Source organism: Streptomyces sp. NBC_01669, from assembly GCF_026339735.1.
GTDB classification, from domain to species: domain Bacteria; phylum Actinomycetota; class Actinomycetes; order Streptomycetales; family Streptomycetaceae; genus Streptomyces; species Streptomyces yanii.
In genome coordinates, this window is record NZ_JAPEQG010000001.1 from 5,920,563 (window position 1) to 5,933,597 (window position 13,035).

The following is a 13,035-nucleotide window of genomic DNA, read 5'->3' on the forward strand; positions in this document are numbered from 1 at the left end:
GGTTCGCGCCGTTTCTGCCCGCCGTTGCCGCATCGAGACTGTTCCGCAACGTCTTCGTCTGCTCCCCGGAGCCACCCCGAACGTCACATTCACAAGTGCTGACGCGATGGTTGGGGGTACGGGATGAAAAACCGGACGCATGGCCGGACGTATCGAAGGACGCTCGGCCTGGTGCTGGCGACCGGGATGCTTGCGGGTGGGGCGCTGCTCACCGGCTGCGGGGCGGGGGAAAGCGGGTACAACTCGTCCGCCAAACGTGCCGACGGTCCGCAAGGGACGAGCGGGGGCGGCCAGGTCGTCCCCGCGCCCGCGCCCGGCGCCGAGGACGACGCCTCGCAGAAGGCGGAGGACAGGCCGGAGAAGCCCGTGGCGCCGGACTATCTCTCCACGTTCGCACTGGACGTGGACACCGCCAGTTACGGGTACGCGCGCCGCAAGCTCGGCGACGGCGAGTTGCCGGGGGCGGAGACCGTACGGCCCGAGGAGTTCGTCAACAGCTTCCGCCAGGGCTACCGGCGGCCGGCCGGCAACGGATTCTCGGTGACGGTCGACGGGGCACGTACGGGCGAAGGCTCCGGTGACTGGTCGCTCGTACGGGTCGGTCTGGCCACCCGTGTCGCGGACGAAGACGGCGAACGCCCGCCCGCCGCGCTGACCTTCGTCGTCGACATCTCCGGCTCCATGGCCGGGACCGGCCGCCTCGACCTGGTGAAGGAGTCCCTCTCGATCCTCACCGACGAACTCCGCGACGACGACTCCGTTTCCCTGGTCACCTTCAGCGACAAGGCGAAGACCCTGGTGCCGATGACCCGGCTGCGGGACCACCGCGGAAAGATCCGTGACGCCGTCGACTCCATGGAACCCACCGACTCCACCAATGTGGAAGCGGGTGTCCGGCGCGGTTACGAAGAGGCGGTCGCCGGTCACCGTGCGGGCGCGAACAACCGGGTCGTCCTGCTCTCCGACGCCCTCGCCAACACCGGCGAGACCGATGCCGACGCCATCCTCGAACGGATCGACGACGCCCGCCGTGAGTACGGCATCACCCTCTTCGGCGTCGGCGTCGGCAGTGACTACGGGGACGCGCTGATGGAACGCCTCACCGACAAGGGCGACGGCCACACCACCTACATCGGCGACGAGACCCAGGCCCGCAAGGTCTTCGTCGACCAGCTTCCCGCCCACATCGAGCTGCGGGCCCGCGACGCCAAGGCGCAGGTCGCCTTCGACCCGAAGAACGTGAAGCAGTTCAAGCTCATCGGGTACGAGAACCGAAAGGTGGCCGACGGCGACTTCCGCGACGACAGCGTGGACGGCGGCGAGGTCGGCCCCGGGCACACGGTGACCGCGCTCTATGCCGTACGGCTCCGGGACGGCGCCGCAGGACATGTGGCGACCGCGACGGTGCGCTGGCTGGACCCGAAGACACGGGCGCCGCACGAGCAGTCGGGCACGGTCGGGACCGATGCGATCGACGGCAGCCTGTGGAGCGACGACGGCAACAAGCGGCTCCAGGTGGCCGCGGTGGCGGCGTACTTCGCGGAGGAACTGCGCGGCGGCACACTGCCGGGTCAGCCGGGGCTCGGTGAACTCTCCACCCGGGCATCGGCGTTGGCGGCCGGCACGGAGGACAGTTCGGTACGGAAGCTGGCGACGGCGATCGCGCAGGCGGACCGGCTCCGGGGCGACGACAGGGGGCCTGGCGGCGGGGGCGAGCAGGAGGGCGAGATGGGCTGACCCGGCCGGGGGCACCGGATTCGGTCAAGGAAGTCTCAGAGTTGGCTCAGGTTTGGGCAAGGGAACCGCTCATACGGTCGATCTCAGATCTCCGTATGAGAAGGTTTGCTGCTTCCGAGTCGCCTGTTGACGCAGTGTCCAGCCGGCTCCGTCTCGTCCCTTGTCGTCCCCGTACTCATCGTCGAGGTCTCCGTGTCGAATCACCGCATGTCGAAGAAGCGTCGCCGGATAGGAATGGCGCTGGCCGGGGTGGGCGTGCTGGCCGGTGCGGCGTTCGCCGCAGAGGCGGCCACCGCGACCACCGTCACCCGGCCCGCGCCGACCGTCTTCACCGGCCACGCCTTCGACACCTGCACCGCACCGACGCTCACCACCATGCAGAAGTGGCGGGCCACCTCGGTGTACCGGGCTGCCGCGGTGTACATCGGCGGGAAGAACCGCGGGTGCGCCCAGCCCCAGCTCACCCCGTCCTGGGTGAAGTCCGTGAGTGCCGGGGGCTGGAAGCTGATCCCGCTGTACGTCGGCGCGCAGCCGCCGTGCCAGACCAGCAACAACCCCGAGAAGATGACCGCCGCCAACGCCACCGCGCTGGGCGCCACCGACGGCGCCGACGCGGTGGCCAAGGCGTCCGCGCTGGGGATGAGGACCGGCAGCCCGGTCTACCTGGACATGGAGTACTTCGACCCCACCAACACGTCCTGCGTGAACACCGTCCTCGCCTACATCCGCTCCTGGGACAAGACGGTCCACGCCAAGGGGTACTGGACCGGCTTCTACGGCTTCAGCAACTCCAGCGCCGCCGTCGTCGCCAAGGCCGCGACGCGCACCGACCTGCCGGAGATCCTCTGGTACGCCCGGTACGACGACATCTACTCCACGACCACCGGATTCCCGTACGACAAGACCCTGTGGACCGGGCACCGCCGCGGCCACCAGTACGCGGTCAACAAGAAGGTGACCCACGACGGGGCCACCCTCACCATCGACCGCGACGCGTGGGACGCGCCGGTGGCCGTCGTCGCCAAGTAGCGCCCGGCGGACGTGAAGCGGGGGCGGACGGGGGCAGGGGGCGGGACGGGCAGCGGCGCCTTGGTGAAAGGGTGCCGCACGACCCGCCCCGCCGCGCCATGATGTGCGCCATGGCCTCTCTGCTGCTCGCGCTCGCCGCCGTCACCACCGGCCTCTACGCCGGCTTCCTGGTGTGCTTCACGACCGGGATCATGCCCGGCCTGAAGCTGTTGCCGGACGACCAGTTCACCGCCGCGATGCGCCGCTTCAACGAGAAGGTGCCGGGGCCGGTGTTCCTCGTCCTCTTCCTCGGGGTGATCGCCTTCCCGGTCGCCGCGCTCGTCGTCCCCGTCGACGGCCGGACCTCCGCCGAGCGGGGACTCGTCGCAGGCGGGCTGGTCTGCGCGGCGCTCAGCCACCTTGTCACCGTGAGCGGAAACATCCCGCTCAACTCGGCGCTCGCGGCGGCCGAGGGCGGCGACGACAGCACGGCCCGCCAGGCATTCGAGTCCCGCTGGACCGCCCTCCACCGGATCCGCACCGTGCTCTCGGCAGCGGCATTCGCGCTGCTGGTCGCTGCCGCGGTGTAGCCCTTGGGCCAGGTGGAGGACCCCTTCAACCGCTGAGAGTCCCGGGGGTGGGTCCAGCCCTACCCCCGGGACTCCGGCAGTACGGATGGTTCCGGCGGAACAGCGTCTTCTACGGTGGGGCCATGCGCCCTCGGAACGTGTGGCAGGCCCTGCCGGGACCCCGCTATCTGCTGTCGTCGTGGCCCTGGCGGTCGGCCGGATACCTGCTGAGCGGAGCTGCGGCAGGCCTCGTGGTGCTGTTCGTGATCACGCTCGGCGTGCTGCTCGGCGGTGCGCTCACCCTCGTGGTGATCGGGCTGCCGCTGCTCGCGCTGACGGCCCTCGCGGGGATCCCGGTGGGGTCCCTGGAGCGGGTACGGCTCCGCCTGATGAACCGGACCCCGGCGCCCGGCCCGCACCGCCGCCCGGCCGAACCCGGGCTGTGGAGCTGGCTGGTGTTCCGTTACCGGGAGCCGGCGACCTGGCGGGAACTCGGGTACACGCTGCTCTGGGCTGTGGTCCTGTGGCCGCTCGACGCCCTCGCGCTGGGTGTGTGCGTGGCCGTCCCACTGGCGCTGATGTCCACCCCCGCGGTGATGCAGGTGTACGGGAACGGCGAAGAGGCCCGCGTGGTGAAGCAGTGGACGGTCACCACCTGGCCCGAAGCCTTCGCCACCGCTGCGCTCGGCCTCGTCCTCCTCGCGCTCGGCTGCTACGCGCTGGGCCTGCTGGCCGGGGCGAGAGCCGGACTGGCCCGCCTCCTCATCGCCGACAGGGGCGACGACATGGGGGACAGGGTCACCGAACTCACCCGCTCCCGAGTCCGGTTGGTCGACGCCTTCGAGGCGGAACGGCGCCGCATCGAACGCGATCTCCACGACGGCGCCCAGCAGCGGATCGTCGCGCTCACCATGACCCTGGGACTCGCCCGCCTCGACGCGCCGCCCGGCCCCCTCGCCGACCAGTTGGCCAAGGCCCACCAGGAGGCCGGTCAGGCACTGGCCGAACTGCGCGAACTGATTCACGGCATCCATCCCAAGGTCCTTGCCGACTACGGCCGGGAAGCCGCCGTCTCCGACGCGGCCGACCGGTCCGTGACCCCCGTCGACCTGGAACTGGCGCTACCCGGCCGGTTCCCCGAGGCCGTCGAGGCGGCCGCGTACTTCGTGGTCTGCGAGGCACTCGCCAACGTCGCCAGGCACAGCGGTGCGAGCCGCGCCGAGGTGACCGGCGGCCACGCCGCGGGCCGGCTCTTCCTGGAGATCCGCGACGACGGGCGGGGCGGTGCGCGCACCGGTGGCGAAGGAACCGGGCTGACCGGTCTCGCCGACCGGGTCTCCGTGCTGGATGGCAGACTTGCGCTGTCCAGCCCGCTCGGCGGCCCGACCCTGTTGCGTGTGGAGATTCCTTGCGAGTGGACCGATCGCTCCGCGTAGTGCTGGCCGAGGACAGCGTGCTGCTCCGTGAAGGTCTCATCGGACTGCTCACCCGCTGCGGCCACGAGGTCGTCGCCGCCGTCGGCGACGCGGAAGCGCTCCTCGCGGCCGTCGCCGCACACACTCCGGACGTCGTCGTGACCGACGTCCGGATGCCGCCCGGTCTCCAGGACGAAGGACTGCGCGCGGCGGTGGAACTCCGCGAGAAGCAGCCCGCTCTGCCGGTGCTGGTGCTCAGCCAGTACGTGCAGCGGACGTACGCCGCCGAACTCCTGGACTCAGGAGACGGATCCGGTGTCGGCTATCTGCTCAAGGACCGGGTCGGCCAGATCGAGGAGTTCATCGACGCCCTGCGGGAGGTCGCCGACGGCGGCACCGTCGTCGACCCGGAGGTCGTACGCCAACTCCTGCGCCGCCGCCGCGATCCGCTGGAGCGGCTCACCGCACGCGAACGGGAAGTGCTCGCCCTGGTCGCCCAGGGCAGGTCGAACGGCGCGATCGCCCGCGACCTGGTGGTCTCCGAAGCCGCGGTCGGCAAGCACATCGGCAACATCCTCGCCAAGCTGGACCTGCCGCCGGCCGACGAGACACACCGCAGGGTGCTGGCGGTGCTGGCGTTCCTCCGCGCATAACTCCCCTTCCCGTGGCCGCCCGTGCGACAGCGCTGGAAGTGATGCAGCGTCAACCGCCCCGTGCGGTAGTCGATATACCTCTGTGTGCAGGGCATACAGCTCCCGTATACATCCGCGACAGTTCGCTGCCGGATGCTGTGCCCGTCCCGAGCGAAGACCACCGGGACAGTCGCGTTCCCTCACCAAGGAGCTTCCCCATGCGCCGACGCATCACCGTCCCTCTGGCCACCGCTGCCCTCGCCCTGTCCGCCGCACTTCTCCCCGCCGCCGACGCCACCGCCGCGCCCGCCGACAAGCCGCAGGTTCTCAGCGGCTGGACCCAGACGAGCGCAAGCAGCTACCAGGCGTTCTTCGCGGCCAGAGGCAACCGGAGCGCATGGAGTGCGTACGGATTCGACTGGTCGACCGACTACTGCTCCACCTCGCCGGACAACCCCTTCGGCTTCCCCTTCGCCAACTCCTGTGTCCGCCACGACTTCGGCTACCGCAACTACAAGGCGGCCGGCACCTTCAGCGCCAACAAGGCCCGGATCGACAGCGCCTTCTACGCCGACCTGAAGAGGGTCTGCGCGGCATATTCGGGCGTCAAGAAGGCCTCGTGCGACGCGACGGCCTGGACCTATTACCAAGCGGTCGACAAGCTCGGCTTCACGGCGGTGGTGGACGCCGCGTAGCCAGTCCCGCGGTAATCGCCTGCACATTCGCTCGGCCGTACCCGTACGTACAATTAAGTGGGCAATATTACTCATTCCGGGCGCCCTGTGTCCTACGCGGGTTCGCGGAAGGAAGCGAGCGATGGCTGAGCAGCTCCTCATGGACAAGGCCGGTGTGGCACGGCTTCGGATGATCATCGAAGCGGGGGTTGGGCTGGGAGGAGTCGATTTGCTCGGATTCGCCCTGGAGCACGCGGTGACGGAGGCCGACGGACTGGGCGGAATGGTCCATGTGAGGGGTCCCAGGGACCGGGGGCTGCTGCTGATGGCGACCAGCGGGATCGTCCGCACCGTGGCCCAGGACTGGGAAGAGATCGAGGTGGACGGCGACACCGCGCCGGCGCGCGCGGTGGCCGGTGGCGCCTCGGTGTGGATGTCCGCTCTGGGCGGGCAGAGCCTCAGCCTCCCCGAGGTCTCCGTGACCCCGCGCAGCACAGGGGGCGGTACAGAACGCGCCGGAGAGGGCGGTGCGGGCGGCGGCGCAAGCAGTGCGGACGACAGCGCACAGCGCGACGGCCGGGGCCCCGACAGCCCCCTCGGCCACCACCCCCACGCCGCCGCCCCCTGGTCGCCGCTCTCCGCGCTGCCCGCAGGCAGCGGGCTGCTGGCCGTTCCGCTCCTCACGCCGGACGGGGTCATGGGCGCGCTGTCCGTGCTCACCGTCGGCGAGGGGCGGCCCACGCCGCAGCAGCGGTCGGCCGTCGAGACACTCGCCGCCTGGGCGGCCCTGCGGCTGCGGGAGCCCTCGATGGGCTGGGGCTGGATCGACCCTGGGCGGCCGGGGAAGGAGCCACCCGTCACCCGGCTCCGGCAGGCGCTGGAAGCGATCAAGGTCGGTTCCTGGGAATGGGACCTGGCCACCGGGGAGCAGCTGTGGGACGAGTCGACGCTCGCCATCCTCGGTATGGCGGGGCAGTCCCCGAATCAGCGCTTCGACACCTGGAGCGAGCTGGTCCACCCCGACGACTTGCCGTGGCTCCTGGTCGAGATCGAGCAGGCGATCCGTAACCACCGGGTGTTCGGTGTGGAGTACCGGGTACGCCGCCCGGACGGGACCACGCGCTGGGTCAGCGCGCGGGGCAGGGTCCTGCCGGGGGAGGACGGACGCCCCGGCCGCATGGTCGGCACGGTGTGGGACACCACCGACAGCCGGATCGCCCGGGACTCGGTCAGCCGCGCGCTGCGGCACATGAGCGACGCGTTCTTCGCGGTCGACAGCGAGTGGCGGATCACATTCCTCAACATGGAGGCGGAGCGGCTCCTCGGTGCCTCGCATGAGCTGCTCGGTCAGAACCTGTGGGACGTATTCGCCGAGATCGGCGTCGACGCCGCGGGACTCGGTCTGCAGGCGTCGTACCGGCGGGCCATCGACCGCGGCAGCCCGGTCGGCTTCGACGTGAGGTGGCCCGTCAACCGGCGTCGGTACCAGATGCGGCTGGTCCCGGTACCGGACGGCCTGACGGTGTACGCCGCCGATGTCACCGAGATGCGGTCACGGGAGGCCGAGTCCGTCGCGGCGGAACGCGTCACGGCCGACCGCAACGCCCGCATCACCGCCCTGGCCGGTGCCCTTGCCGAGGCCCTGACGGTGCAGGACGTCGTGAACGCCGCCGCCGAGCGGATCATGGCGCCGTTCGGCGCCTCCGGTCTCGTCGTCCACCTCATCGAAGGGGAGACGCTGCGCGTCGCCGGGCAGGTCGGATACCCGGAGAGGTTCTTCCGGGACATCGACGGACGACAGGTCGGCGACATCGCTCCGCTCGACGAGGTGTACCGCAGGAGAACGGCCACCTTCATCGACTCGGCGGAGGAGTACGTCGAGCGCTACCCCCGGATGGCCGACCGCCCGGCCGAGGCCAAGAAGGCATCCTGGGCCTTCCTGCCGCTGATCGCCTCCGGCCGCTGCGTCGGCTGCTGCGTCATCTCCTTCACTGATCCGCGGCGTCTCGGCGGAGAGGAAAGGGCTCTGCTCATCACACTCAGCGGACTGATGGCGCAGGCCATCGAGCGCGCCCGGTTGTTCGACGCCGAGCACATGAGGGCCCAGGAGCTCCAGCGGGGACTTCTGCCGAGCGAGCTTCCGACGCTGTGCTCGGTCCGTACCGCCGTCCGTTATCTGCCCGCCAACGAGGGCATCGAGGTCGGCGGCGACTGGTACGACGTGATCCCGCTGTCCGGCGCCCGGGTGGCGCTGGTCATCGGCGATGTGATGGGACACGGTCTGTCCGAGGCGGCCACCATGGGGCAGCTGCGGACCGCTGTGCACACGCTCGCCGATCTGGAGTTCCCGCCCTCCGAACTCCTCACCCGCCTCAACCAGGTGGTGAACGACCTCGGCAACGACTTCTACGCCACCTGCCTGTACGCGGTGTACGACCCCGTCACCTGCACGTGCAAGTTCGGCTCCGCCGGGCACCCGCCGCCGGCCGTCGTGTATCCGGACGGCACCACCGAGTTTCTCGACCACCAGCCGGATCCGCCGCTGGGCACCGCACGCCCGCCGTTCGAGACCACGGAGGTCGTTCTCCCCCAGGGCAGCCTGCTGGTGCTCTACACGGACGGACTGATCGAATCCGCCACCCGCGACATCGACCGGGGCATGCTCCACCTGACCAAGGCGCTGTCGGGTGCGGCGGCCGCCGCACGGGAGGACGATGCCGCGGGCAGCTCGCCCGGGCTGGAGCGGCTGTGCGACAACGTCCTGGCCGAGCTGCTGCCGGGCACCCAGCTCATGGACGACGCCGCACTGCTCGTCGCCCGCACCTTTGCGATACCGGCCGACTCCATTGCCAGCTGGACACTTCCCGACGGCCCGATCGCCGCAAGCGAGGCACGGCACCATGTCCGCGACCAGCTGGAGGGCTGGGAGCTCGACGAACTCGCCATGACCGCCGAGCTCCTGGTCAGCGAGCTGGTCGGGAACGCCGTCCGGTACGGCAAAAGCCCCATCGCCCTCCGCCTGCTCCGCGCCGAGAGGCTGATCTGCGAGGTCTCCGACGGCAGCCTGTCCACACCTCGCATCCGCAATGCGGCGGAGACCGACGAGGGCGGCCGCGGTCTGCAACTGGTCGCCGCCCTCGCCCACCGCTGGGGCGCCCGCTACACCGCCACCGGCAAGTGCATCTGGACCGAACAGCCGGTGACCTGACCGCCGTGCGGCGGTTCGGACGGCGTGAGGCCGGCCCCAGGCGCGCCGGAGGGCCGGTCCGCCTCTCTCCACGGTCCTGCCGAGGCGGCGGGGGCTGCCGCCCCGCCGCTCCTCGCAACCGGGAGACGTACGCGCCCGGTGACGGTGCGGCGCGGCCGGTCTCTTCCGGGCCGTCGGCCCAGGGGCGGTACGAACAGGCGGACGGTGCGCCGGATCAGGTACCGCCTGGGCGAAGGGGTGGCGAGCTGAGCGCCGTACCCCATTCCCGCTGCGCAGTGTTTCGTCGCTGTTTCCGGACGTGCGGTATGGAAATTCGCCCGGCCGGAGTCCAGGGACGGGCCCCTACTCCTCCGCGCTCCCGGCCTCGGGTACGTCCGGTTCCTCGACCGTGGCCAGCAGCCGTTCGGCGCGGGTCTCGGTGATCTCAAGCATGGCGAGCACGGCCGGCAGGGCAATGCTCGGCAGTACATAGCGCAGCAGCATCGAGATCCGCTGCTCCAAGTCCTTTCGCTCGCAGAGGACTTGGGACATCTCCTGGATGCCGGAGAAGGCGCCGGCCAGGAGCTGCGCGGCCTCCGCGGGATTGACATGGGACAGCACCTCGCCCTGCTGCTTCGCTTCGGTCAGCAGCGTTTCGAGCCGGGCTATCCAGGAGTGGAACGGCAGGCCGCGGTCCAGTTCGCCGCCTCCCTGCTCCATCGCCAGCCCGACGCTCGCGCGCACCAGCGGCTCGTGGCGGAGCCGGTGGGCCAGCACCAGACCCTGGTCGACCAGCTCCTGCAGCTTCGTCAACTGGCATGGCAGTGCGCCGACTTCCAGCTGTGCCTCCATGACTCCGAGGGCCAGCTCCTCCTTCGAGGCGAAGTGGAAGTAGAGAGCCCCCTTGGTCACGCCCGCCCGCGCGAGAATCTCGCTGATGGTGGCGGAGCCGTAGCCGCGCTCGTCAAAGACAGTGGCGGCCGCCAGCAGGATCGACTGCCGGGTCTGGATCGCTCGAGCTTGTTGGGCCATCGGCTGTGCGTTCCTGCCTCTCGTGGTGTTGTGGTCTTGAATACACCGGCCGGACTGTGGAAAAACCAGGGCCGTCGGTATCTTACCGTGGGGGAGCGAGACACTCCCTCGTGGATTAGCTGGGGGTACTTCTATGGTTGATATTGATTTGCCCGATACTGTCACCCACGCCGAGATCGAACCGTCCGGTCTCTATCGGTTGGCAATCCCGCCGCAGAGAGGCTGGATAACTGATGTCTCGCATGAATTCGTTCACCGGTCCGACCCCAGGGACATCTTTCCCACCGCCTGGTGCAGGCTGAGCGATACGGAGTTCTCCGTATCGGCCCAATGGCCGCGCCCGCACCACTTCTTCGCCGTCGCATCGGGCCGCCACCAGGATCCGCTGCTGATAGCCGAGACCATGCGACAGGCGACGATGATGCTGGCCCACGCGGAGCTGGGAGTCCCGGTCGACGACCAGTTCGTGATGTGGGACCTGGCGTACGACACCGTCGTACCGGGTTTCGCCCTGGAGGTCGCGTCCGGAAAGGTCCTGATCGATCTGACCTCCTCGGATGTGCGGAAGCGGGGCAAGAGCATCGCCGGTATGCGGGTCGACCTGCGCTTCCACCGGGGCAGCACCGTGCTGGCGACCAGCTCGGGTCGGATCAGCTGCACATCGGCGCGCGCCTACCGCCGCCTGCGCCAGGACCGTCTGGACATGGTGGGCCGTCCCGTACCGCTGTTGCCCGGTGCGGATCCGTACGAGGTGGGCCGTACGGCGGAGTCGGACGTCGTACTGACGCCGACACTCCAGCCCAACCGCTGGCGGTTGCGGCTGGACACCACCCATCCGACCCTGTTCAGGCGCCCGAACGACCATGTTCCCGGCATCCTGCTCCTGGAAGCGGCCCGCCAGGCAGCCGTCGCTGTCACCCCGGGGCACACATTCCTCCCGACGTCGGTGGAGATCGCCTTCCACAAGTACGCCGAACTCGACAGCCCGTGCTGGGTCGAGGCCGAGTTGATGCCCTCCGACGACAGTTCCCGGACCATTGTGCAGGTACGCGGACAACAGGACGGAGAGCCGGTATTCACCAGTGAACTCGCCCACACACATGAGGACGACCGGTCGTGACCACACACATCCTCGTCACCGGGGCGAGTGGCTTCGTCGGCAGACATGTGGTGGCGGCTGCGGACGCCGTCCCCGGGCTCCGGTTGCGTCTGATGGAGCACCGGGCGTCCGTGGACGTCCCCGCCTCCGCCGCCGGCTCCGGCATCGAAACCGTGCATGGGGACCTCGCCGCCGTCGCATCGTTGCGCGGCATATGCGACGGGGTCGACACGGTGATTCACTGCGCCTCGCAGATCAACGGGGACGAGCGAACGGTCCGGTCGGTGAACGACCTCGGGACCCGGGCGCTGGTGGAGGAGGCGGAGCGCGCAGGCGTCGCCCGCATCGTCTATCTGAGCACGGCAGCCGTCTACGGACGCGGGCCGTTCACGGACCTGGCCCCCGGCCGGGCGCCGCTCGCACCGGGCTCGCTCACCAGCGTCACGCGTGCCGCCGCGGAGCGCCATGTGCTGGCCGCGGGCGGGACCGTGCTGCGCCCTCACCTCGTCTACGGCGAGGGGGACCGCTGGGTGATCCCCGGCCTGGTCGCGCTGGTCCGGGAACTGTCGTCCGGTCTTGCCGGGTGCGCCGCCCGGCACTCCATGATCGATGTGCGGGTGCTGGGCCGGGCTCTGCTCGCCGCGGCGCTCTCGCTCCGGGAGACCGCGGGTATCCACCATGTCAACCACCCTGATCCGGTGGCCTGTTCCGAGCTCGTCGCGGCAGTCTCCGCCGAGCTCGGACTGGAGTGGGGTGCCGCCGACATCGCGTTGGACGAGGCCCGGGCACAGCTCGCCGAGTCGCCGCGCCTCCTGCACTCCCTCCAGTTGCTCACCGTGGACCACCGGTTCACCGATGACTGGGTCTGGGAGCTCCTCGACTGCGATCCCGGTGACGGCTTCAAGGCGGACTTCCCACTCCATGCCGACTGGTACAGGAACTTCCTGACGCCTCCCGGACAGGGATGACCGGGCAGGGCGGTGGGCCGACAGCAGCCCGCCGTGGGCCGGCGCAGTACGCGACGGCTCTGGGGCCGATCGCGTCGAACTGGCGGAGCTTCAGTTACTTCGCGGTGTCGTAGCCCGGATCCGAGGGCCGGACGAGCTGTCCGTCGAAGCGGCGGGGCGAGCTGATTCCAAGGGATCCTGGCCCCGTCAGGGGCGTTGGAGGCGAACGGGAGCGTGGCGAGGCCGAGAGCGGAGGCACCCTCTCCCGGAAGGTTCTTCGACTGAGCACCTGATGTCCCGTCATCGATGCGATGGGTAGGGGATGTCAGGTGCGGCGCCGGGCGGTGCGGTCTCCGGCACGCTGCCGGGCACCGCGGAACCACGCGCCAGGAGCGGTCGACGCCTGCATGACGGACCCCGGGAAGCGTCGCTCCCGGGTCGCCTCGAGAAAGCCACCGTCCTGAGTCCAGTGGCTACCTGGAGGAAAGTGACTTCCCTGGAGGCGTCATGCCCTACACCCCCGTGCCCCGGATTCCCGCTCCCGGAGCGGGAGTTCCGTCCACTACGACGGTCGCTCGGGCCCAGGCGTGCCCCATCGGACCGGTGGTCGACATCGTCTTCAGTCGCTGGACCACCCCGATCCTCTGGGCCGCTGTTCGCCGTGCTGGCCGACTGGTCCCAGGCCAACCTGGAGCGGGTCGAGGAGGCCCGGCGCGCGTACGGCGCCCCCGGTGC

10 protein-coding genes are annotated in these 13,035 nt (G+C 70.1%); 9 read left to right on the forward strand and 1 reads right to left on the reverse strand.

What is annotated here, in order from left to right; genetic code table 11:
• Positions 1-186 precede the first annotated feature (186 nt).
• The 7 genes from OG972_RS26575 to OG972_RS26605 all read left to right on the forward strand — a co-directional run bounded on the left by OG972_RS26575 (position 187) and on the right by OG972_RS26605 (position 9,243).
• Positions 187-1,737 carry a von Willebrand factor type A domain-containing protein gene (locus tag OG972_RS26575; RefSeq protein WP_266990727.1) on the forward strand — a complete coding sequence of 517 codons (1,551 nt, stop codon included), beginning with the start codon at positions 187-189 and terminating at the stop codon, positions 1,735-1,737.
• Positions 1,738-1,944: 207 nt separating this feature from the next.
• Positions 1,945-2,766, forward strand: a complete 822-nt coding sequence (locus tag OG972_RS26580) for a glycoside hydrolase domain-containing protein (protein ID WP_266985507.1) — start codon at positions 1,945-1,947, stop codon at positions 2,764-2,766.
• A gap of 110 nt (positions 2,767-2,876) precedes the next feature.
• Entirely contained in the window at positions 2,877-3,335 is a 459-nt protein-coding gene (locus OG972_RS26585) for a DUF1772 domain-containing protein (protein WP_266985509.1), read from the forward strand.
• A gap of 122 nt (positions 3,336-3,457) precedes the next feature.
• A complete protein-coding gene (locus tag OG972_RS26590) occupies positions 3,458-4,750 on the forward strand; it encodes a sensor histidine kinase (RefSeq protein ID WP_266985511.1) in 1,293 nt (430 codons plus the stop codon).
• Positions 4,723-5,382: a response regulator transcription factor gene (locus tag OG972_RS26595; protein WP_266985513.1), complete on the forward strand. Its 660-nt coding sequence runs from the start codon at positions 4,723-4,725 to the stop codon at positions 5,380-5,382. The genes OG972_RS26590 and OG972_RS26595 overlap by 28 nt, the downstream gene beginning before the upstream one ends.
• Before the next feature lie 197 nt (positions 5,383-5,579).
• Positions 5,580-6,056 (forward strand): phospholipase, encoded by a 477-nt coding sequence (locus OG972_RS26600; RefSeq protein WP_266985515.1) that lies wholly within the window; start codon positions 5,580-5,582, stop codon positions 6,054-6,056.
• A gap of 121 nt (positions 6,057-6,177) precedes the next feature.
• Entirely contained in the window at positions 6,178-9,243 is a 3,066-nt protein-coding gene (locus OG972_RS26605) for a SpoIIE family protein phosphatase (protein WP_266985517.1), read from the forward strand.
• A gap of 342 nt (positions 9,244-9,585) precedes the next feature.
• On the opposite strand, the gene OG972_RS26610 is transcribed toward OG972_RS26605, so the two are convergent.
• The gene (locus OG972_RS26610) at positions 9,586-10,254 is read right to left on the reverse strand and encodes a ScbR family autoregulator-binding transcription factor (protein WP_266985519.1); all 669 of its coding nucleotides are present in this window, start codon (positions 10,252-10,254) and stop codon (positions 9,586-9,588) included.
• Between the two features lie 148 nt (positions 10,255-10,402).
• On the opposite strand from OG972_RS26610, the gene OG972_RS26615 reads away from it, so the two are divergent.
• Positions 10,403-11,374, forward strand: a complete 972-nt coding sequence (locus tag OG972_RS26615) for a ScbA/BarX family gamma-butyrolactone biosynthesis protein (protein WP_266985521.1) — start codon at positions 10,403-10,405, stop codon at positions 11,372-11,374.
• The gene (locus tag OG972_RS26620) at positions 11,371-12,321 is read left to right on the forward strand and encodes an NAD(P)-dependent oxidoreductase (RefSeq protein ID WP_266985523.1); all 951 of its coding nucleotides are present in this window, start codon (positions 11,371-11,373) and stop codon (positions 12,319-12,321) included. The genes OG972_RS26615 and OG972_RS26620 overlap by 4 nt, the downstream gene beginning before the upstream one ends.
• The last annotated feature ends 714 nt before the right edge of the window (positions 12,322-13,035 follow it).